23 protein-coding genes and 1 pseudogene are annotated in these 22,023 nt (G+C 40.9%); 8 read left to right on the forward strand and 16 right to left on the reverse strand.

Annotated elements, in window-relative coordinates:
• Positions 1-105: 105 nt before the first annotated feature.
• The 3 genes from CEF17_RS10680 to CEF17_RS10695 all read right to left on the reverse strand — a co-directional run bounded on the left by CEF17_RS10680 (position 106) and on the right by CEF17_RS10695 (position 3,652).
• Positions 106-1,083 carry an alpha-ketoacid dehydrogenase subunit beta gene (locus tag CEF17_RS10680; protein WP_100399509.1) on the reverse strand — a complete coding sequence of 326 codons (978 nt, stop codon included), beginning with the start codon at positions 1,081-1,083 and terminating at the stop codon, positions 106-108.
• A 3-nt stretch (positions 1,084-1,086) separates the two neighbouring features.
• Positions 1,087-2,172, reverse strand: a complete 1,086-nt coding sequence (pdhA, locus tag CEF17_RS10685) for a pyruvate dehydrogenase (acetyl-transferring) E1 component subunit alpha (protein ID WP_100399510.1) — start codon at positions 2,170-2,172, stop codon at positions 1,087-1,089.
• Between the two features lie 721 nt (positions 2,173-2,893).
• A complete protein-coding gene (locus CEF17_RS10695) occupies positions 2,894-3,652 on the reverse strand; it encodes a YkyA family protein (protein ID WP_100399512.1) in 759 nt (252 codons plus the stop codon).
• Positions 3,653-3,898: 246 nt separating this feature from the next.
• On the opposite strand from CEF17_RS10695, the gene CEF17_RS10700 reads away from it, so the two are divergent.
• Positions 3,899-4,066: a YjcZ family sporulation protein gene (locus tag CEF17_RS10700; protein WP_100399513.1), complete on the forward strand. Its 168-nt coding sequence runs from the start codon at positions 3,899-3,901 to the stop codon at positions 4,064-4,066.
• Between the two features lie 159 nt (positions 4,067-4,225).
• Positions 4,226-4,771 (forward strand): peptide deformylase, encoded by a 546-nt coding sequence (def, locus tag CEF17_RS10705; RefSeq protein ID WP_100399514.1) that lies wholly within the window; start codon positions 4,226-4,228, stop codon positions 4,769-4,771.
• 44 nt (positions 4,772-4,815) lie between these two features.
• On the opposite strand, the gene CEF17_RS10710 is transcribed toward def, so the two are convergent.
• Complete coding sequence (locus CEF17_RS10710) at positions 4,816-5,607, reverse strand: Cof-type HAD-IIB family hydrolase (protein WP_100399515.1); 792 nt, start codon at positions 5,605-5,607, stop codon at positions 4,816-4,818.
• Between the two features lie 473 nt (positions 5,608-6,080).
• Here CEF17_RS10710 and CEF17_RS10720 point away from each other — a divergent pair, with 473 nt between their 5' ends.
• A complete protein-coding gene (locus CEF17_RS10720; RefSeq protein ID WP_100399517.1) occupies positions 6,081-6,290 on the forward strand; it encodes a DNA-dependent RNA polymerase subunit epsilon in 210 nt (69 codons plus the stop codon).
• Positions 6,291-6,294: 4 nt separating this feature from the next.
• A complete protein-coding gene (gene rnjA / locus CEF17_RS10725; RefSeq protein WP_100399518.1) occupies positions 6,295-7,962 on the forward strand; it encodes a ribonuclease J1 in 1,668 nt (555 codons plus the stop codon).
• A gap of 164 nt (positions 7,963-8,126) precedes the next feature.
• Here the strand turns inward: rnjA and CEF17_RS10730 are convergent, their stop codons facing one another.
• The 4 genes from CEF17_RS10730 to CEF17_RS10745 form a co-directional block, all read right to left on the reverse strand.
• Positions 8,127-8,801, reverse strand: a complete 675-nt coding sequence (locus CEF17_RS10730) for a potassium channel family protein (RefSeq protein WP_100399519.1) — start codon at positions 8,799-8,801, stop codon at positions 8,127-8,129.
• A 95-nt stretch (positions 8,802-8,896) separates the two neighbouring features.
• On the reverse strand, positions 8,897-9,586 hold the full coding sequence (locus tag CEF17_RS10735; RefSeq protein WP_198508946.1) for a peptidoglycan recognition protein family protein: 690 nt from the start codon (positions 9,584-9,586) through the stop codon (positions 8,897-8,899).
• Positions 9,587-9,834: 248 nt separating this feature from the next.
• On the reverse strand, positions 9,835-10,290 hold the full coding sequence (locus CEF17_RS10740) for a TlpA disulfide reductase family protein (protein WP_100399521.1): 456 nt from the start codon (positions 10,288-10,290) through the stop codon (positions 9,835-9,837).
• Between the two features lie 80 nt (positions 10,291-10,370).
• Positions 10,371-10,916, reverse strand: coding sequence for a peroxiredoxin (locus tag CEF17_RS10745; RefSeq protein WP_100399522.1), 546 nt, complete (start codon positions 10,914-10,916; stop codon positions 10,371-10,373).
• A 476-nt stretch (positions 10,917-11,392) separates the two neighbouring features.
• On the opposite strand from CEF17_RS10745, the gene CEF17_RS10750 reads away from it, so the two are divergent.
• Positions 11,393-12,226 carry a mechanosensitive ion channel family protein gene (locus CEF17_RS10750; RefSeq protein WP_100399523.1) on the forward strand — a complete coding sequence of 278 codons (834 nt, stop codon included), beginning with the start codon at positions 11,393-11,395 and terminating at the stop codon, positions 12,224-12,226.
• A 241-nt stretch (positions 12,227-12,467) separates the two neighbouring features.
• Here the strand turns inward: CEF17_RS10750 and CEF17_RS10755 are convergent, their stop codons facing one another.
• The 4 genes from CEF17_RS10755 to dapD form a co-directional block, all read right to left on the reverse strand.
• Positions 12,468-12,716: a YkuS family protein gene (locus CEF17_RS10755; protein ID WP_100399524.1), complete on the reverse strand. Its 249-nt coding sequence runs from the start codon at positions 12,714-12,716 to the stop codon at positions 12,468-12,470.
• Positions 12,717-12,865: 149 nt separating this feature from the next.
• Positions 12,866-13,987, reverse strand: coding sequence for an N-acetyldiaminopimelate deacetylase (locus CEF17_RS10760; protein ID WP_100399525.1), 1,122 nt, complete (start codon positions 13,985-13,987; stop codon positions 12,866-12,868).
• Positions 13,984-15,198, reverse strand: coding sequence for an aspartate aminotransferase family protein (locus CEF17_RS10765; RefSeq protein ID WP_232725488.1), 1,215 nt, complete (start codon positions 15,196-15,198; stop codon positions 13,984-13,986). The genes CEF17_RS10760 and CEF17_RS10765 overlap by 4 nt, the downstream gene beginning before the upstream one ends.
• 74 nt (positions 15,199-15,272) lie before the next feature.
• A complete protein-coding gene (gene dapD, locus CEF17_RS10770) occupies positions 15,273-15,992 on the reverse strand; it encodes a 2,3,4,5-tetrahydropyridine-2,6-dicarboxylate N-acetyltransferase (RefSeq protein ID WP_100399526.1) in 720 nt (239 codons plus the stop codon).
• 241 nt (positions 15,993-16,233) lie between these two features.
• Between dapD and rraA the strand changes: the two genes are divergently transcribed.
• Positions 16,234-16,710, forward strand: coding sequence for a ribonuclease E activity regulator RraA (rraA, locus tag CEF17_RS10775; protein ID WP_100399527.1), 477 nt, complete (start codon positions 16,234-16,236; stop codon positions 16,708-16,710).
• Positions 16,711-16,765: 55 nt separating this feature from the next.
• Here the strand turns inward: rraA and CEF17_RS10780 are convergent.
• Positions 16,766-17,341 (reverse strand): annotated as a pseudogene (locus CEF17_RS10780) (peptide-methionine (S)-S-oxide reductase MsrA); the annotation flags it as partial.
• Positions 17,342-17,707: 366 nt separating this feature from the next.
• Between CEF17_RS10780 and CEF17_RS10785 the strand changes: the two are divergent.
• Complete coding sequence (locus CEF17_RS10785; protein ID WP_100399529.1) at positions 17,708-18,175, forward strand: hypothetical protein; 468 nt, start codon at positions 17,708-17,710, stop codon at positions 18,173-18,175.
• Positions 18,176-18,589: 414 nt separating this feature from the next.
• Positions 18,590-19,810 carry an ISL3 family transposase gene (locus CEF17_RS10795; protein ID WP_100398974.1) on the forward strand — a complete coding sequence of 407 codons (1,221 nt, stop codon included), beginning with the start codon at positions 18,590-18,592 and terminating at the stop codon, positions 19,808-19,810.
• Between the two features lie 87 nt (positions 19,811-19,897).
• Here the strand turns inward: CEF17_RS10795 and CEF17_RS10800 are convergent, their stop codons facing one another.
• From CEF17_RS10800 to CEF17_RS10810, 3 genes are read right to left on the reverse strand one after another with little or no spacing between them, the layout of a single operon-like run.
• Positions 19,898-20,743, reverse strand: a complete 846-nt coding sequence (locus tag CEF17_RS10800; RefSeq protein WP_100399531.1) for a family 1 encapsulin nanocompartment shell protein — start codon at positions 20,741-20,743, stop codon at positions 19,898-19,900.
• A gap of 13 nt (positions 20,744-20,756) precedes the next feature.
• The gene (locus CEF17_RS10805) at positions 20,757-21,392 is read right to left on the reverse strand and encodes an IMEF encapsulin system ferritin-like cargo protein (protein ID WP_100399532.1); all 636 of its coding nucleotides are present in this window, start codon (positions 21,390-21,392) and stop codon (positions 20,757-20,759) included.
• Positions 21,393-21,446: 54 nt separating this feature from the next.
• A complete protein-coding gene (locus CEF17_RS10810) occupies positions 21,447-21,809 on the reverse strand; it encodes a 2Fe-2S iron-sulfur cluster-binding protein (RefSeq protein WP_157843005.1) in 363 nt (120 codons plus the stop codon).
• Positions 21,810-22,023: the final 214 nt, after the last annotated feature.

Genomic DNA, 22,023 nt, shown 5'->3' on the forward strand with positions numbered 1-22,023 from the left:
CTATCCCTAAACAAGCTGCGTGCATGCATTGGTAAAAAAAGAGACTGAAAAAGGTAATCAGGATTACCCTGACTCCTTTTCCAGTCAGGAATCTATGAGCTTCATTTAAAAGTTCATTACTTCTTTTGCTTTTTCCACTACATCTTTGTAGTGCGGCAGCCAGATATCTTCAGCTACTGCAAACGGGTACGTAGTATCAGGAGCCGTTACTCGCATAACAGGAGCCTCAAGGTGCAAAATGGCACGCTCAGTAATGTCAGCTACTACCTGTGCTGCGATACCAGCTTGTTTTTGCGCTTCTTGAACGACAATCACGCGGTTTGTTTTTTCTACAGACGCAAGAATTGTATCCAAGTCGATCGGACTGACTGTACGAAGGTCAACAACCTCCAGTTCAATCCCTTCTTCTGCAAGCTCTTCGGCAGCTTTCAAGCATGTATGGACCATTGCTCCATAAGTTACTACCGTGATGTCTTTTCCTTCACGCTTAACATCTGCTTTTCCAAGCTCAATGGTGTACTCTTCTTCAGGTACTTCTTCACGGAAAGAACGGTAAAGCTTCATATGCTCAAGATAAACAACTGGGTCGTTATCTCTAATAGAAGAAATTAAAAGGCCTTTCGCATCGTACGGAGTAGATGGAATAACCACTTTTAATCCTGGAGTCTGAGCCATAAGGCCTTCCAGGCTGTCCGCATGCATTTCAGGTGTCTTAACCCCTCCTCCAAAAGGAGAACGAACAGTGATTGGAGAGTGGTAGTTCCCTCCGGAACGGTAACGCATACGTGTCATTTGGCCTGCAATGGAATCCATTACCTCAAATACAAAACCAAAGAACTGAATCTCCATAACAGGACGGAATCCTGTCACACCAAGTCCGATGGCAAGTCCACCGATACCTGATTCGGCAAGTGGTGTATCAAACACACGCTCTTCGCCAAATTCTTTTTGAAGCCCTTCTGTTGCACGGAATACTCCGCCATTTTGTCCTACGTCTTCACCGAAAACGAGCACATTCTCGTCGTTGTTCAGCTCAGTACGCATGGCATCTGTAATTGCTTGAATCATGGTCATTTGCGCCATAGCTTACTTCGACTCCTTCGCTCTATATTCTTCCAATTGCTCTTGAAGGTTAGCTGGCAATGTTTCGAACATAAATCCGATAAGGTCAGTGACCTTCTGCTTTGGTGTTTCGTCTGCTTGTTTAATCGCAGCTTTAATATCTTCTTTTGCTTGTTCTACAATTTCATTTTCTCTTTCCTCAGTCCAAAGATCCTTGCTTTCAAGATACTTCCGGAAGCGGATAAGAGGGTCCTTCTTTTCCCATTCATTATCAAGGTCAGATGTACGATAGCGCGTTGGATCATCCCCTGCCATCGTATGAGGACCATAACGGTAGGTTAGCGTTTCAATAAGGGTAGGCTCACCTTTTAACGCGTTTTCCCGGGCTGTTTTTGTCGCTGCGTAGACCGCTAGTACATCCATGCCATCAACTTGTACACCATGAATTCCTGCCGCTACTGCTTTTTGGGCAATCGTGCTTGCAGCAGACTGCTTTTCAACCGGAACAGAGATCGCAAAACGGTTGTTTTGGACAATAAAGATAGCTGGTGCATCATAAGCTCCGGCAAAGTTCATGCCCTCGTAGAAGTCACCTTGGGAAGCACCGCCATCTCCCGTGTAAGTAATTGCAACGTTTTCTTTTCCTTTTCGTTTTAAACCAAGGGCAACCCCTGCTGTTTGAACGATTTGAGCACCAATAATGATCTGCGGCATGATTACATTTAAATCCTCAGGGTACTGACCGCCATGAAAGTGTCCTCGGGACCATAGGAAGGCCTGATACAAAGGTAGACCGTGCCAAACAATCTGTGGAATATCACGATAACCAGGAAGAATCCAGTCCTCCTTATCTAGTGCAAATTGCGAACCTAACGCAGAAGCCTCCTGCCCAGCTACTGGTGCATAAAAGCCAAGACGGCCTTGACGATTTAAAGAAATGGCACGCTGGTCCCAAATTCTTGTATAGACCATACGCTTCATTAATTCCTGGAGCTCCTCATCTGAAAGATCAGGCATAGCGTCTTTGTTCACTACTTCTCCATCTTCATTTAAAATCTGAAATGTTTCAAAGTGACCTTCGACTTGCTCAATTGTATTAGTAGCCACCATGTTCACCTCTTCCTTTCCTCTAAATAAGAAATCATTGTTTCCATTGTAAAGGGTGACAAACTATATATAAGAGAAGAGGAGTGCCCTCGCCTCTTACCTAGCTGGATAAAAACACCTAAACGTAGGGTAACCATAAGTGATCAAACTCATTAAGAATAAGCCTAAAAATCCTTATTCCCTTTTCTCATCCTCTATAATCACTGTCCACCCATTTTTTCATATTTCTTTCTGTATCACGATTTTTCTTAAAAAAGTAATACAACCTTTATCCAACACTTAGTCTATACTAATCCAAAAAGGTTCGTCAATCCTTTTGCAATTACTATTTCACTGCTTTGTTAAAAATTTGCACATAGTGAAAATCCACTAAACTGTTATATATCATTTTAAAGTTTATACTAAACAGCTTTACATCAAACCCTTCTAATACGGCTAAGGAAAAATGTAACACTTTATATAACATAAAAAAAGAATGGCCAAAAATGAGAAAGATTAAAAGGTAAACCACTAACATATCAGATGTCTTTGAGAAAACAGTCCCGCCTTTTGAGGTTGGTATACCGGTCAGAAGGTGGTTGAGCCATTACCTAGTTAGATGTAACACACACACAAAACACTCATTCCGTTTCATACACAACCAAAAAAGGTTCCAATTATCAATCTGATAATCGGAACCTTCTTTATTTATAAACCGGAATGTTCCAGTAGGAATGGCGACTTTTTACCCGTTATCGACTACATCGCCAGGTTCTTCTGCTTCTGGTTCTTCCTCTTCTTCACCATTGTCTTCCTCTTCATCATCTTCATCTGGACCTTCTGCTTCAGGGGCTTCTGTTTCTTCTACATTCAGCCCTGCTGCTTGATAAAAAGAAGATTTAGCTTCATTGTATCTGTCTGTATATTCATTAAATCGCTCTTTACTGTCTACCACAGAGCGGTACCTTTCATTTATCGTATCAATATGATCCTGAAGTTCGTCGATTTCAAGTTCTTCATCCTGGAACATATGGTACAATTCACGATCTAACTCAATGGCTTCCGAATAATTTGTATAGAGCTCCTCATATGAGGCATACCTCTCGTTCATTGTGTCTCTAATATCCTCGGCAGCAGCAATTTCCTCGTCTTCCTCAAGGTTCTCCATTTCCTCTTCTGCTTGCTGGTACTCTTCATAGCTGGCTTCAATACTTTCTCTTTCCATTTCCAACCGCTCTTCTCTTTCATCTACCAGCTCAAGGGCTTCATTTGAAAGAGCCTGTATTTCCTCTAATTCAGTAAGACCCAGGGATAAAATTTCTTCATAAATTTCATATTCCTGTTGTTCAGCCTCCATTAATGGTTCCTGCTGCTGCTGAAATCCCTCTTCAAGCTCCACTGCTTCTTCCAAATGATTATAAATTGCTTCAGAGCTACTTTCCCCACAGGCTGAAATGACTAAAAGGCTGGATGCAGCTATGCTGCTAAGTATTATTTTTTTCATATGTCTCGTCCCCCAGATTCAATCATAAAAAGGTTTATTTCTACACAAAACCACAAATAACCAAAAAATGTTATTCGCTTCCCCAATGATATAGCAATATTTCTCTTAAATCAATTAATCTTCCATATTAATCCTGGAATAAAAAAGCTGATAATTAATGGGCATTTGACCATCCGTTATGGTTTCTTTTACATACAGTGATATAGAAACGCTCAAGAGAGCGGATTTTTGAAGGAGGAATGAATAATGTGGGGCCACGGTGGATGTTATGATCCTTGCGGATATGGATATCCTACTCAAGTAGCAGGTGTAGGACACGGACCAGGAAGAGGCTTTGCTTTGATTGTAGTTCTTTTCATTTTGTTAATCATTGTTGGAGCTTCTCGTTTCCCTCATCACACACCAAGCAAATAATTGGTTTTGTAAAGGCTCCGTGCCAATTCCGGCAGGAGCTTTTACTTTTACATACTGTAGTTTTTTGCTTATAATATACTTTGGACCTTAGTATTGAATTTACCGGTATTGTTATATGAATTAATAATAACCACCACGAGTAAGAAAGGAGTGAATTCAATGATTACAATGAAGGATATTGTTAGAGAAGGAGATCCTGTACTGAGACAGGTAGCAAAAGAAGTTCCTCTGCCTCCTTCGGAAGAAGATAAAGCAACAGTGCAAAAAATGCTTGAATTCTTAAAAAACAGCCAGGATCCAGAGATCGCTGAGAAATACGGCCTCCGCTCTGGAGTAGGTATCGCAGCCCCTCAACTTGGAATCAGCAAACGATTCTTTGCTGTGCATCTTATAGATGAAAAGGAAAGGGAATACAGCTATGGACTATTTAACCCACGTATCGTAAGTCATTCGGTTGAAACAACACACCTTGATAACGGTGAAGGGTGTTTATCCGTTGACAGAGATGTACCTGGGCTTGTACCGAGGTATTCCCGGATTACTGTTAAGGCTGCCACAGAAGACGGAGAAGAGGTTCAGCTTCGACTCCGTGGTCTTGCTGCTATCGTGTTCCAGCATGAAATTGATCATCTTGACGGTATAATGTTTTATGACCGAATCGAAGACTATGATGACAAAATGAAAAGGTCACTGCCCGACCTGTAATTTATTTCCTTGCAAAAGGCTCCGGAAAACGGAGCCTTTTTTCATTATACCTTATTACCTTCAAGGAGACCGAGTCTCTCCAGGCCTGCCCGTATGCCCCCTTCATCCACGGATGCCGTAACAAAATCAGCTGAAGCTTTTGTCTTATCTAAAGCATTTCCCATAGCCACTCCAGTACCAACCATTTCCAGCATTTGAATGTCATTTAACGCATCTCCAAAGGCAGCAGCTTCTTCAATGGAAAACCCGAGGTGTCGAGCAACTGTTTTGATACCTTCTGCCTTCGACCCTCCCTGAGGAAGCACATCCACAGCAAGATTATGCCAGCGAACAAAATCAAACTTCGGATGGGAGTGTAAATATACATGTTCCTCGTGTCCGCTGCAAAAAAGCAATGCCTGATAAATTTCTCTTTCTTTAAAATAGTCAGGATCCTCAGAAGGATACGGTAATTGGAGTCCGCCTACACTTTCAACAATATGAGGGTGGTTGCTTACCGTAGAACGAAAATCTTCATGATCGACAAAAACCATGGGATGATTCTGAGATTCTGCATGCTCCTTCAGACGGGTTAGGTAGTTAAAATTCAAAGGCTTCTTTTCAATTACTTCTCCTTCTGCCACTACGTATGAACCGTTAAAGCTGACAAACGTTTCGATTCCTAATTCTTCTCTAAGCTCTTCAAACATAAAAGGGGCGCGTCCCGTAGCAATAGCAACATAGACTCCTTTATTTTTCAGCTCAGCAATTGCCTCCTTAGTCGAAGGGGGTACAATCATTTCCTTTGTATAAAGCGTACCGTCAATATCAAAAAATACAATGCCTGGCTTCTTCAATTTCTCCACTCCTTTTTTCTCTTACCGCAGCTTACTTTTATGTAAAGCATCTGCTTTTATACTGAAAATTCCACTGTTACCTGATTTCCTACCATTATGAAGCAAACAGATAAGATTGAAAAGAAAAAGGCAGCTTCTTTTCTTCCAAGTATTTCAGGGCAAGAATTCCGGCAGGCCGCACATAATAAGGGCAAACCAAATACAAGGAGGGATAGTCAATGATGAGGAAATGGAGAAAAAGATTACTGAAGGGATGCCGGAATCTTTTACCAAAACAACGCTTATTGAATGCCTGAATTTAACATTCGGCCTCTTTCTCTATTGAAAAATAATGAAAAATACCTTACAATTTCTAGACTGGCATGTACGGAATCAAAGGCTTTACCTTTCATGCATACCAAAAGCATGAAAAACACAGTCCAATGTTTTATAATAGGATAAGCATTATTTAACAGAACAAGGAGAGGTCGAAGATGATTTTTAAAGTATTTTATCAGGAGAATATTGAAGAAGCTCCTGTCCGGGAAAATACTCATTCACTTTTCGTTGAAGCAGAAAGTGAAAGAGAAGTACGGCAGAAACTGGCAGACAGAAAGTACAATATTGAATTAGTCCAGGAAGTTTCAGGAGATTTCTTGGAATACGAAAAACAAAGAGAAGATTTCAAAGTGGAGAACATCTAGAGAAATGAAACAAATTAAAGAGAATCAAGTTGCCGTTTTCGCCCTTGGAGGCCTTGGGGAAATCGGCAAAAACACGTATGCCATTGAGTACAAAGATGAAATTATTCTTATTGATGCCGGAATTATGTTTCCTGAAGACGAGCTTCTAGGTATCGACTATGTCATACCTGACTATACGTATATTATTAGAAACAAAGAAAAGATCAAAGGACTTTTCGTTACACACGGACATGAGGATCATATCGGAGGAATTCCTTACCTTTTACGAGAGGTTAACGTCCCTATTTATGGCGGAAAATTAGCATTGGGCCTAATCAAAGGAAAACTTGAAGAGCATGGTCTTTTACGCCGGGCCAAGATGATTCCAATTGAAGAAGATCATGTGATTAGATTTGCCCATACACAGGTTTCTTTTTTCCGTACAACACACAGTATTCCAGATTCCTTAGGGATTGTCGTACACACACCTGAAGGAAATATTGTCCATACCGGTGATTTCAAGTTTGATTTTACACCAGTAGGCGCCCCAGCCAATTTAACTAAGATGGCTCAAATTGGTGAAGAAGGAGTGCTTTGTCTTCTTTCTGACAGCACCAATGCCGAAATCCCAGGATTTACAATGTCCGAAAAAAAAGTCGGCAAAAGCATCGAGAATATTTTCAACCAAGTAGATGGCCGTATTATTTTTGCAACTTTTGCTTCTAATATTTATCGTCTTCAGCAGGCTGTAAATGCAGCGGTAAAGCACGGAAGAAAGATTGCAATTTTTGGGCGCAGCATGGAAAATGCGATGACCATCGGCCAAGAACTAGGATATATTCAGGCCCCAAAAGGAACGTTTATTGATCATTCACAACTCAATCGTATTCCTGATAATCAAGTGGCTATTATATGTACGGGAAGCCAGGGAGAACCGATGGCTGCTCTTTCTAGAATTGCTTTTGGTACACATCGCCAAATTCAAGTCATTCCTGGAGATACAGTCATTTTCTCAAGTTCTCCAATTCCAGGGAATACGCTATCTGTAAATAAAATTATTAACCAGCTTTATCGCGCAGGTGCAAATGTCATCCATGGTTCGTTAAATGACATTCATACATCCGGTCATGGCGGCCAGGAAGAACAAAAACTAATGCTCAGGTTGATGAAACCGAAATTTTTCATGCCTATTCATGGAGAATATCGCATGCTGAAGATGCACACAGTTCTTGCCAGTGACTGCGGCATCGAAAAAGAGAATTCCTTTGTCATGGATAATGGAGAAGTTTTAGCTTTAACAAGAGATGAAGCCTCCGTTGTCGGTAAAGTGCCATCTGGAGCCGTTTACGTAGATGGGCACGGAATAGGAGATATTGGAAATATTGTCCTTCGCGACCGACGTATCCTTTCCGAAGAAGGATTAGTAGTTGTGGTTGTTAGCCTTGATATGAAAAACTTTAAGGTTTCCGCTGGACCAGACATAATTTCCCGCGGGTTTGTTTACATGCGTGAATCCAGTGATTTAATTAATGACGCTCAAAGTATGCTCGCAAAACACCTGCAAGAAGTGATGAATAAGAAAACAACACAGTGGTCTGAAATAAAAAATGAAATCATTGACTTATTGTCTCCGTATCTTTATGAAAAAACAAAGAGGAAGCCAATGATCCTTCCGATAATTATGGAAGTATAATAAAAAAGCTGCCAGCAGGCAGCTTTTTTATTATTGGAAAATCGTTTTTTAAGAAGAATCTAAGGAGAGAAATGTTTTAATGAGAGAGGAAATGGTATAGTAACTGATCACACCAGGCCTCTCTCTACCTTTGTCTCCCTCAGTTTCTGCGGAGACGTGTCTTCTTAAGCGTTTCCTTCTTCATCAATCCACCTGTTTTCCAGACGATTAATGTCTTTGTCAGCCCCAATCACAATCAACACGTCCTGAGTAAGGATCTTTTCTTCAGGATACGGAGACACTTTAATCTCCTCTCCCCTTTTGATCGCAAGAATGTTACAGCCGTACCGTGTTCGTAAATCCAAGTCGACAATGCTCTTATTATTGATGGTGGGTCCTGCTACGAGCTCAACGATGCTGTATTCATCAGAAAGCTCCAAGTAATCCAGTACGTTCTCCGATACGACGTTGTGAGCGATACGAACCCCAATGTCTCGTTCAGGATGCACAATTTCATCGGCTCCGATCTTGGCAAGCACTTTTGCGTGGTAATCATTTTGTGCTTTAGCGATAATATTTTTGACCCCCATATCATCCAATATCAAGGTAGTTAAAATGCTTGCTTGAATGTCATCTCCTATTGCAACAACCACTTGATCGAAATTACGTATCCCAAGACTTTTCAACGCTTTTTCATCTGTTCCATCAGCAATTACCGCCTGAGTGACAATGGGAGCAAGCTCGTTTACTTTATGTTCATCCATATCAATGGCTAATACGTCCATCCCTTCAGCAGACAACGCTTTACAAATACTTCCCCCAAAACGTCCGAGGCCGATTACAGCAAATTGTTTTTTCACTCGTTCTTCCTCCAAATACAATCCAAATAATTAATTGGGCAATAGACCTTTGCTAGTTTATTTTAACTTATGCTAAATTGCTTGGCAAAATATTATTACAATCCCAAAGAGGACCATGTATTTGAACCGACAATCCCATCAATAAACAGGTTGTTTGCTCTTTGAAAATCTACAACTGCTTTTTCTGTAAGAGGACCAAACATTCCGTCTATTCCTTTTGGATCAAACCCTTTTTTAACTAATGCTTGCTGAAGAAACTTCACTTCCTCCCCTCTTGCCCCTCTTTTTAATAAGGGAAGGAGACGTTTCTTTCTTAATTGTCCACGAAACCCTTCCATAGAAATACCTGGGCATAAGGACGATCTGTGCCCTTTATATTCGTTATGTCCCCGGACATTTGCAATGGGGATTTTTCTTTCTTTTGAAAGAGAGCGAATGAAAGCAAGGACCGCTTTTTTCTGAAAGTCTGTGAGAGACTCTTTGGTGAAGTCGCCAATCAGACAGACCCCAATAGATTGTTGATTATGGTTGGCTGTATGATACGTGATCTCTTCCTGAGACTGACAATGAAATACCCTGCCCTTTTTGTCAATCACATAATGGTACCCTATGCCTGGCCAGCCATGGTGATTCACATGATACCTTGCAAAGCTCTCAGGTGAGCCTTCCTTGGTGCCGCTATGGTGTATGATAATTTGCTTGATGGCTTCCCTCGTTCTTCTTCTGTATTTTTTATTGGGATGTCGTGGCAATTGCCTTCGCTTATCAATAATGTGTATCTGCAAAAGTAACACCTCCTTCTTTTGACATAGCTTTTCAGTCAAAAAAAGGAGGAAATAATGAAGCTTTCTGTATCCCGCACTGCTAAAAAAAGGATTCATTCATTTTACAGAGAGCTCAGTCAGGTCTTTCTCAATCTCTTCATTCTATGTACATAACATCAAACCAATCAATTTTTTGCGGTAAAATGCGATAAAAAAAGGTGTCTCCACCGGTCACTGTTAATGTAACCTTCTGAGACACCTTTTTATATTTATTTATCTTTAATGCCAAGTACGCGGTTAACACGCTTAGTAAGCATCTTCATTCCGCCTCCGCCAGCTTGAAAGTGACGAAGCGTTCCATCTTTATCAAATACGTAATAAGAAGGAACATATTCATTTTCAAAGGCATCAGTAAGCTTATGCTCATTATCGACAAAGATAGGCTGCGTGATGTCATGCTCAGCTGCTACTTCTTTAATTTGATCCAGATCCAGATCTTTTTCAGAACGTGGCATGTGAACAGCAATCACATTTAAATCATCCTTATAATTATCACGGAACTCATTCACGTTTGGCATCGCTTCTTTACAAAGTCCGCAGCTGACTGACCAAAAGTGGATTAATGTAGGCTTGTCTCCAATTAGATCTTCCTTTGTGACCTCTCCATTATACCAAGTCGTAGCTCCTTTAATTTCAGGCATCTCCGAGCGTAGTTTAAGTGCCATATTTATTTCCTCCTTTTTATATGAGTAAGAAAAAGGCCTAACATTGCTGCTAGACCTTTTCCACTATAGTTGTTAGTGAATTACAAAGTAGCTTGGCCTGGCTTCCAGTTAGCTGGGCAAAGACCGCCAGTTTGAAGAGCTTGAAGCACACGTAGTGTTTCATCTACATCACGGCCAATGTTGTTATGGTTAACAACAGAGTACATGAGTTCGCCCTCAGGGCTGATGATGAATAGTCCGCGAAGAGCAACCCCTTCTTCTTCAATAAGTACGCCGTACTCACGAGATACTTCATGGTTTGTGTCAGCAGCTAGTGGATAGTTCAAGTCACCAAGACCATTATCATCACGGTGTGTATTAATCCATGCTTTATGAGTGTGGATTGTATCAGTAGATACACCGATCACTTCTGCATCAAGGTCTTCAAACTCATCGTAACGATCGCTAAGAGCTGTGATCTCAGTAGGACATACGAACGTGAAGTCCATTGGATACCAGAAAAGTACCGTCCACTTATCTTCTTTCATGTTTTGCTCAAGGCTTACTTTACCAAACTCTTTGTTTGGCATTACCGCATCCATTTCAAATCGTGGTGCTTGCTTGGCTACCATACGCTTATCAGTCATCAATAATTACCTCCTAAATGAATTGAAATGATCTCTGATTACAAAATATATTATAAATGGCTTGTTATTTAAAGTCAATATTAAATTGTAATTAATTTAAATTGATTGCTAAAACGCCATTTATCCCTTATGTAACATTCCCTATCGAAGAAAAAACAAACACATTTTTATCAATGACAAGGAAAAAAGATAATGAAATTGAGAAAGCAATGAGAAAGAAATTAAATAGCCTGTCTGACATTTACTCTACCCAACAAGTGGAAGCTTGTAAAATAAAATGCTCATAAAAGACCTTTTATATTTTTGCTTAGTTTCTGTTTTTTATTCAGTCGGCTCCCCGTTATCTAGAAAGTCCATCGGGAAAGGTTAATTTTTTTACAGGTTGTCATAATGTGTTATACTTCGACACGTACCCTTTGCCTTTAAAGGCCGGGTATCCTTTTATGAAGTAGATCCATCAGAAGGGAGCCTTATTAATGGAAGAGCTTTTAAATGATACGTTTTTAGGCGTGTTAGTAGGCGGGGCGGTAATGATCACCCTGCAGATTATCCTGGTGATTATCGGCTACTTTATTGCGCGCAGCATAGGAAAAAGAATTATCAGCCGAAGTTTTGAAAGAATGGCTGCACAGCGAAACATGCATCCGGGAAGAGTGAAGACCTTAAAGAACCTTTCTCTAAACGTGTTTGCTTATGCTCTAATCTTCGTTTTAATAACAATTATTGTAGGTATTTTTGATTTAAATATCGCTCCAATTATAGCTGGAGCCGGAATTATAGGGCTAGCTGTCGGCTTTGGTGCCCAGGGTCTTGTGAGCGATGTAGTCACCGGTTTTTTCCTTCTTTTAGAAAAGCAGATTGATGTGGATGATTATGTGACAATTGCCGGGCTGGATGGAGTAGTTGAAGAAGTCGGACTGCGAACAACTCAAATTCGCGCCTTTGACGGCACACTCCACTATATTCCAAACCGGGAAATCAGCTCCGTCAGCAATCATTCAAAAGGAAACATGCAGGCAATGATAGATATTAGCATTTCCTATGATGACGACATTGACCGAGCTATGAAAGTTCTTCAGGATGCTTGTGACAAAGTAGCAGCAGAAGAAGAAGTGATTAAAGACGGTCCTCACGTCTTAGGTGTAGCAAGCTTCGGAGATTCTGATGTAATTATTCGTATTATTGGACAAACTGAAAATATGGAACAATGGGGTATTGAGCGCAAGCTTAGAAAAGCCTGCAAAGAAGCACTAGACGCTAATGGAATTGAAATTCCGTTCCCTCACCAAGTTAATATCCAAAAAAATTAATGACCTTAAAAACCGGCTGTCTGTTAAGAGACAGTCGGTCTTTTTATTATATATCTTGATGTGGATGAAAAAGAAGCATCTAACACATGCCATAGTAGTGAAAGGGGGTAATATACCAACCTTTATCAGCCTGGCTTACTTTCCTCGTCCAAAAGAACAAGCCGTTGAGAATACTAATCATCTCAACGGCCAAAGAGACCTCAGAAAGGTCACTGTTTCATGTATATGTGTATTGACGAGACTATCTTTGATTAAGCTTTTCCTCAACCTGACTGCACACTTCGTTTGAACTAAAGCCATGAGCATTAATTACAGACCCTTCCATTGCAGTCTGCTGAATGTCCATCATATTCTCATCCTGACCGGTAATGACACAACAATCACAGCCCTTAGCGTCCTGCTGTTGTCTCAAAGTAACCACTTCATGTCCAAATTCCTGAAGCTGCTGCTGTACATCTGTTAATGATTCTTCTACACCAATTCGAGCCATTTTACTACCTCCTTCACGTGTTTTCTCTGTTAATATGTACGTTGAATAGGTGATTCATGCAAAAGAAACAGAAAAAACTTGGCTTCCCATTTACAGGGCAAGCCAAGCTTTTGCCTTCATCTAAAAAATACCAAGTGACGGTTGCTTTATTAAAAACGATTATAGTAATCAATCATGTGCTTCACAGCCACTTCGACAGCCTCTATTTGAGGTTCGATTCTGGCATCATGAAGCCCGTATGGTGTATCCACTCCCAGCCAGAACATAAACCCGGGAATATCATCAAGAAAATAACCAAAGTCCTCTCCTGTCATAGCTTCACTGCACTCGACAAGATGGATATCCTCTTTTGAGCGGGTAAAATCCATGAATCGCTTGGTCGTTTCTGATTCATTATATACCTGCCTGTAGTTTGCGCCCCAATCGATAGCACCTTCACATTCAAAGCTAGCTTCAATCCCACTGACTAATGCTTGAATTCTGTCTTTTACTTTGTGCATGCTTTCAATCGATAACGTTCGGATTGTTCCTTCTAGCCTGGAAGTCTCAGCAATAATATTTTGCTTAGTCCCTCCTGTTATTTTTCCAATCGTCACCACCGCTGAATCCAAAGGATCTACATTTCTTGCTACAATGCTCTGAAGCTGTGTCACCAAATGACTGCCTGCCACAACCATGTCATTGGCTAAATGAGGTCGTGCTGCATGTCCTCCTCTTCCTTTTAAATCAATAAAAAGCTCAGAAGTGTTGGCAAACAGAAGCCCTTCACGGGTGGCAATGGTGCCGACCGGGTATTCTGGAGCAATATGCAGGGCAGCCATTTCATCTGGCTTCCACTTTTTGAAAGTCTCTGTGTTCATCATCGGTTCTGCTCCACCAGGACCTTCTTCTGCAGGCTGGAAAATGAAAAGGAGATTATGCTTTGGCTGATTTTCAGAAAAATAACTGAGGATTCCCAGAGCAATTGTCATATGAAGATCGTGACCGCAAGCATGCATACATCCTTCATGCTCTGATTTAAAATCATAAGTCGTTTGCTCATTCATTGGAAGGCCATCTATATCCGTTCGGTAACCAAAGGTTTTCTCCGGACTGCTGCCTGTAACAAATACAAAAATTCCAGTCTTCCATGTTTCAATGATTAAATGGTTTTGTGGAAATTCGCTGATACGGTCAAGTAAATATTGCTGTGTTTTGTACTCCTGAAATCCTAGCTCCGGTATTCTATGAAGGTCTTTTCTTATGGTCTGATACCTATCCATTAGACTCATGAGGAGACGCCCTTTCTAATTACGGCAATTTCATCTTCGAAGGCAGTAACAAAACGATCAGTATCTTCTTTTCGCAAGGTCAACGGCGGCAGCAGACGGACAATATTTCCTTGTGTGACATTTACCATAAAGCCTTTGGAAAGCAGGTTTTTTTGGAGAGCTTTTATTGTAGCAGCATCCTCTTTCATGACTACCCCAAGCATCATACCGATCCCTCGAATCCCTTCCACATGCTCAGGATATTTCCCTTGAAGTCCTTCAAGACGCTGCCATAAGTAGGCTGCATTTTCTTTTCCGTATTCAAGGCCTTTTTCCTCGTAAAGAACATCTATTACCGCGTTCCCCAACGCTGAACTCAAAGGTGACGGGGCAAAGGTGGTGCCGTGATCGCCAGGCTCAAACAATGACTCCAGTTTTTCTCCCGCAATGATGCCGCCTAAAGGAAGACCTCCACCAATACCTTTGGCAAATAGAACAAGGTCAGGGGTTACGTTAGAGTGCTGGTATGCAAAAAATTCACCGGTTCTTCCAACACCTGTTTGAATTTCATCTATACAAAAAAGGACATTGTATTTTTCACATAACGATGCCGCCCCTTCCATAAACTCCTTGCTTAATGGAAGAATTCCTCCTGAACCAAGAACCGGCTCCATTAATAGAGCTGCCGGCTTTTTCGTTTTCAGTACGTCTTCAAGATCCTTAAGATTCTCAGGTTCAGCTTCATAGACGGGATAATCTGCTGCAGGAAAATCCTGATAAATGCCAGGCTGCCTTGTTAATTTTATCGCTCCTAACGTCCTTCCATGGAAACTCTTTTCAAGCACCACCACGCCAGAACGATCTTCCTCCTGTCTAGTTCTCCACTTATGGATCAGCTTTACTGCCGCTTCTGTTGCCTCGGCTCCAGAATTAACAAAAAACACTTTTCCAGGGATAGAAACCTCAATTAGTCTCTTCCCAAGCTTAATTGCCTGTTGGTTTAAAAACACGTTAGAAATATGCAGATACTTCTCACTTTGATCCTTTAAAGCCTGGATGATAGTAGGGTGGGAATGACCGAGAACATTTACAGCCAGTCCTGTAAATAAATCCATGTATTCCTTTCCCTCGTTATCATATAAGTAATTTCCTTCGCCTCTTTCTATCACGATAGGCAGCCGTTGATAGGTATTCATTAAATATTTCTCGTCTAGCTCCTGCCAGTTTGCCACCTTCTGTTCCCCCTTTATGCTTTTAAGACTCCCGCAAGAGAGCACGGGAGTCTTAACATGGTACCTACTATTTATTAGTCTTCTTTTAACTGACGAAGCTCTTGTTTAATTTCTGTTTTTCCTTTTGTCTGCTCGTCGATTTCTTTAATTACTCGTGCTGGAGTTCCGGCAACCACAGTGTTTGGAGGGACATCTTCCGTTACAATGGCTCCTGCTGCTACTACAGCCCCTTCTCCAACAGTAACACCTTCAAGTATTACAGCATTGGCTCCAACAACTACGCCGTCTTCTACAACAACCGGCTTAGCAGATGGAGGCTCAATAACTCCCGCAAGAACAGCACCCGCTCCAATATGGCAGTTGTTTCCGACCGTTGCACGGCCGCCCATGACAACGTTCATGTCGATCATTGTTCCTTCACCGACTACAGAACCAATGTTGATGGACGCTCCCATCATAATAACAGCATTTTTACCGATTTCTACTTGGTCGCGGATAATAGCTCCTGGCTCAATCCGCGCTTGAATGCCTTTAAGATCAAGAAGAGGGATAGCAGAATTTCTGCGGTCATTTTCCACAACATAGTCTTCTACTTTTTCTTCATTTTCTTTTAGAGCCTTCTCAATTTGTTTCCACTCTCCGAAAAGAACTCCTGTATCACCGGTGATAAATGATTTGGTTTCTTCACCAAAATCAATACCGTCCAGCTGGCCTTTAATATGTACTTTAACCGGGGTTGATTTTTCACTTTCTGATATAAACTTAATAATTTCGTTTGCATCCATTTGTTTCATGTCACGTTTCCTCCTTAAAAGTCTTTTACGCCAATAGATTATCATAGGATTTACTATATCAAAAGGGAAATGGTTGCCTGCTGTTCTATTATTGGCATACTTAATCATTTTATCATGTTTTTCTTTCTTCCTCGACAAGAAAGGTGTAAAGAGTATAAAAAACAAACAATTTACGAGAAGGAAGAGGATTTCTCTTCTAAAAAAAGAATACAAAAAGAGACGAATAAAAGGAGGAATACATATGATACCGACGACTGATTTATGTGATGAATTTAGAGACCAACTAACACTGGCGAAACCTATCTTTCGACAGTTCGGACTAAAGCGAACGTTTGCCGGTTCTATCAAAACAGTAAAAGTTTTTGAAGACAATGTCCTCGTTAAGAAAGCTCTTGAAACCATACCGGAAGGCTCTGTCCTGGTGGTAGACGGCGGTGGTTCCATGCGTTGTGCTTTAATGGGAGACATGCTTGCAGAAATTGCTGTAAATAGAAACCTTGCAGGAATTATTATCCACGGAATGATCCGTGACTCCCAAGAGATCAATGAAATGAACATAGGTATTTTCTCCCTTGGCACCAACCCATTTAAATCCATTAAAGAAGGAAAAGGAGAAACCGATGTACCTGTAGAATTTGCAGGAGTGGAATGGAAGCCCGGTGAATGGGTGTATGCAGATGAAGACGGAATTGTCCTGGCAAAGGAAAAATTAAAATAAACGCGCAAAGAGGCTGTTTACTTGTCATACCTAGCAAACAGCCTCTCATTATTTATTACCAGCGTATCGTATTTATACATTCAATAACCTTATTTTCTTCTTCTCTTGTCAGCTCCCAATTCGTAAGGTCCCTTTTTATATCCTCCATGGTTCCATATCCTTTAACCAATCCATTTAATCTCGCAGCAAGTGTAGAGTTTACCATTTCCTGATGGTCAGTAAAGAGTCTTGACAGATGAGCGATCGCTTGCGGGAACCTTTTCAAATAATATTTCTGATGGTAATCCTCCGCTTTTGTGAATCCTTGAAAAGATGCGATTTCTGTCTGTATCGATTCCCCTTCCGCATTTTCTATTTCTTCTTTTACAGCATTGGCAGTCTGATACTGCTCTTCATTGTAATATAGGAGCAACGACATATATTGCCTTGAACTCCTATAAACAAGAGAAGATTTATGATGGGCCCAGAATAAACGTACTAATTGCTGGTAAGAAACCTGTTTAGGATCATATTCAATAAGAAGGGTTTCTGTATGGTCCCCCATTCTCCTGTAAGTCGGATCTTTGGTTGTACCCCCCGCATATCCGACCGTGGTACTGCGCACTCCAGGTATATGCCCGAACCGGGCATCAGGTCCCCAGAATCACCCCATACCAAACACAGCGTATTCCGTTGACTGGTTACTGTTTTTTCCGTTCTCGTTTATCATACCATTCCTCCTTCCCTTGCTAGTATCTCCTAAAAGCTTTCCTCATGTTCCTTTCATTCTGAATGGGTGTGTTCCGTTTTTCAACCTTTTTAGATATTGACCACTGTTAGGGCAATACACTTACTCATAGTCGTAACAAGCGTGCAAGGACACTTTTACAATATTCAAAATAATTCCAAAATCTTTCGAATTCTTGTTGACTTGATAATGGTTCTCAGGTAAACTGAACTTAATAACAATGATAATGACTTTCAATTTCAGAGACATTGCCTAACAGGAGGGTTTTTTATGGGGTACAGTGTAGATGGGTTCGCAGACATTCATACAATTCTTTCTAACGAAAGAAAAGTGGGAGGGGCAATTGAAGCAAAGCGAATCCGCTTAAGAACCGGAGAAGAATTTACCAACCCTGTTATTACTAACATTGATTTCTCTGGATCAACTTTTTATTCAGTCTCCTTTGTTACAGACCAAGGAGAAAGTTATGTAGTAAATGTTCAGGATATCAGCATGATGCAATCTTTAACTCACTGCAGAGTCCATGAAATGAAAAATACTTATTATAGACCAATTAAAACAGAACAGCGTATTCGTTATTTAAAAAAGCTATGTGAAATTAATGAAGGGTCCTATACAAAGATTTTCCGGGAAGAAGCGGCTGCTCTTATTAAAGATATTGGGAAAGAGGCTTTACGTTCCACTCCAATTGCTGCCCACATTGACTATACAGAAAATAATGTTATTCAAATCGCATAATTCTAAGCTGTTGAATGTTTCAACAGCTTTTTTGTTGGTCTCATCTCTTCTATTCTTTCTAGGTAGATTAGGTTATAGGTATGGAAACGGAGTGTTGATTGCTGCTTGCCTCTACTTTCTTGTACAAGCAATGCAGGCAGTAACCATTACAAACACCGTGAATTTGAATGTTGGGAGACACGTACACAGCCCGAATACACAGCAAATTCCTGGTGAAATTTTCTTATCTGCCTTTTTCGGGAACTTCAATGAACTGATACCTCAAAAAAATGAGCCAGGATTTTAATCCTGGCCCATTTTTTGGCTCTACACTATTTGTTGGGGTTTTAGAAAAATTAGCTATTAAAAAACACGCAAGCTCCGATATCCTTTACACTTGAATTGTCGAGAAACAAGAATAAGGATAGGAGTTGCGTGTACATGCATTTTATCATGAATATTCCCGGGTTTGAAGAAATGATCATAAAGAAAACAGAAACGATAGGGGATTCGTTCCATCTCCACGTGGAGATGGAACGAAAAGCCCAACGCTGCCCCGATTGTGGAAAGCGGACGAAACGTGTTCATGATTACCGCACTCAAAAAGTACAGCACTTGAAGATGTTTGAGAGAAACACGTATGTATTTTATCGAAAGCGTCGTTACGCCTGTTCCTGCGGGAAACGGTTTGCCGAGTCCACTCGCTTTGTCCAACGATATCAGCGTCACAGCGTGGAATGGAATCAAGCGTTTGGGCTGCGCATCATTCAGGGGAAAAACTTCAAGGATACAGCGCAACAGTTTCGAACGTCTGCTTCTACTGCCATGAGGCGATTTGATGCCATTTCTTCTCCCATGTTTCGAGAAGTCACAGAACTTCCTGAAGTCATTGCGATCGATGAATATAAAGGAGATACCGATCAAGGGAAGTTTCAGGTCATCATTGCCAATGGGAAGACCGCTGAACCTTTGGATATTCTTCCTGACCGTAAGGTGGAGACGGTGAAACAGTATTTACGCCAAAAAGGAAACAAGGTGGAAATGGTGGTGATGGATATGAGTTATCCCTTCAAATCTGCCGTACAGAAAGCCTTAGGAAACCCTGTGATCATCGCGGACCGTTTTCACTTTTGCCGGTATGTCTTTTGGGCTTTGGATCGTGTGAGAAGAAGAGTGCAGAAAGACTTTCATGAGTATGATCGAAAGAAATGTAAACGAATGAAACACGTGTTTAACAAACGGTACGAAGCTCTGAGCGAGAAGCAGCACTGGTATTTGGAGAGATACTTGGGTTTATCCGAGGAGTTACGGAGCGCCTACCGGCTGAAAGAAATGTTTCGGGGCTGGTTTGATCAAGCGAAAGCTGTTGGTTCTTCCAATGGGAGGATCATAAAAGAAGGACTCTATGCTTTTTACCGTGAGGTAAAGGCTTCTGGCATGAAAGAATTTATAAAGGTGGTTCAAACCCTCCAAAATTGGCAAACGGAAATCCTAAACAGTTTTACGTTTGGGTATACCAACGGGCCAATCGAAGGATTAAACAACCAAACCAAGGTAATCAAACGAAATGCGTTTGGTTTTAAGCGTTACGACCGTCTGCGTATGAGAGTCCTATTACATCATCAGGTAAAAGGAAAGACCATTCAAGTAGGATAAAGGGGCAGGAGCAAAAAGCTCCCACCCCAACATTTGACTTAGAACCCATTTTTTTATAAAAAGGATGTACGATAATCCCTTGTTTGTCTACTCCATAGATTCTAGAGTGCAAATTGCGCTTGGCCTTTTGATTCGGAGTACTGTGCTTTCATATACCCTGAAAAGGTAATTCATATTTTCTGTATCCATATATGCTGTATCAATATCCTCGGCAATAACTAAATCAAGATTCTCTCTTCCGGTTGCAACAAGAACTCCTGTTTCTCCTTTAATAACTGGAGACTGATAGATGCCATCAGTTACCAATTCTCTAATATGGTCAATTTCCAAGACATTTGTTCCTTCATGCACCCTGTGAGCGAGAGCATAGAGTTCCGGAGATAAAATAAGTGAATAAGGGCCACTGTGTCCCATTCTCAAAAGCTTATTTCGCGCTTCCACGACATCAGAAAAGGCATTCCCTGATTTCTTCCAATCCTCTCTAATGTGTGTAACTCTTCCTTTTACGTTCAAAAGACCTTCCAGGTCAAACTGTTCTGCTCCGTTAAAAATCATATCGTCTTCAAGGAGAGCACACTGCGCTGCTGCATTGGCAGCAGCAGAAAAATCAACAGGAACATCCAAAGACTTTGCCTGCTGCAAGTCTCTCCAATAGAGCATAAAATCTTTGTAAAGCAGAGGAATTGTTAAATTAACTCGTTTTGTCGGTTCGGACATTTGGAGGCTTTCCCCATGATAACCAAGTGTCCCTAGTCCAGGATCGCCGTACACATCATTTGTTACGGTTTGAATCCCTTCACCTAATGGGCCGTATATATCAATAAATCGGCGTCCGATCAATTGACGTTTGGCGCTTTCAATAACTGTTTCATCCAAGTTTTCCCAATCTTTCCCTACCAATGGGGAATCAGAAAATTTAGTTAGTTTATTCATCCACATCCACTCCTTATTTCTTTAGGCTTCCTACGGTAAGTCTTTTTTTATAGCTTGTTTTTTCTTGAGTCTCCTCAGGAGAGCCTTCCACCTCTATGCTATCCTTCTCTGCACTTGGCCCATTGTCTGAAGGCTGCTGAGTGTACATCTCAATTTTCAGGTTATCTTTTCCATTTTCTTTTTCATCTGTAGGGACAGAGGCTGCAAGGCTCGGACTTCCCCCGGCCTGTTCATTTAACTCTGTCATCAATTCTTTGATTGTTTGATAATCACTGGCCGTTACGTTTCTCATTTCTTGAAGCTTTTCTTCATACTCTGTTCCTTTAAATGAAAACAAAGCCAGATCCAGATGCTCTAAAAAGTTATGAAGGCCAAACTTCTCCAGGCTTATATCCTGAAGAAGGTGGATAGCATCATTGTTATTTGGAACATATGATTCTGGATTTTCAATGTAGTGCTCAAGTTTTGGCATTAAATATTCTAATCGGTCGAATCTATGCTCTTCTTCTTCATAGATATGATGATAGTAAAGGCGCTCATGATCATCTTTCGCGTTCTCAATGACCGGCTCTAAAATGCCCATGAAATCAGTCAAAGCGGCTTTTGTTCGCTTAAACATCTCTAAAAGCTGTGGAAAATATGTAGTCATAACATCCTCCTTTGCACATTACCTGAAATAAAGGGTATTTGAAGTAAAAGTTAATCATCTGGTTACTGCCTGACATGCAAGGCGAACCCCTTTGTTCATTTGTTCTTTAAGCTTGGACTGCTCTCTTTCAGAAGGCGGCATAAACAAATCCTTTCCGCTTTCTACCGTAACAGCACACTTACCGCAAGTTCCCTTTCGGCATTTGTAATCAACAGCCTGGCTTTGTTTAAGGGCAGCGTCCAGAAGAACTTTCCCTTTTTCGGGTTGAACATAGTATTTATTCCCTTTTTGAGATAAAACTATTCTTTGATTTTTAACATCAGGCCTGACAGACTTCACCGGCCTTTTTTGAGGCTTTTTCTTTTCAATAGGGGCTGACGGGAAGCGGTCTTTTCTTGCAGAAGCATCTTTCTTCAAGGAGCCAACCGTTAATTTTTTGATAGTAACCCCTCCTTCTTATTAGATAACCTATCATTGTTGTGCCAATATTACAAATAAAAACAGTATATTTCCAAGTTATCTCCAGTCATTCTAATTTCCCTACACTCGCACTCCCGCTGTTTCCTATGCCAAGGGCATTACCACAGCTTCTTTTTGTGAAAACTACAATGCTTGATTTTCGTCTCAAGCA

It is taken from the genome of Bacillus sp. FJAT-44742, assembly GCF_002797315.1.
In the GTDB taxonomy this organism is placed as follows: Bacteria; Bacillota; Bacilli; order Bacillales; family Marinococcaceae; genus Thalassorhabdus; species Thalassorhabdus alkalitolerans.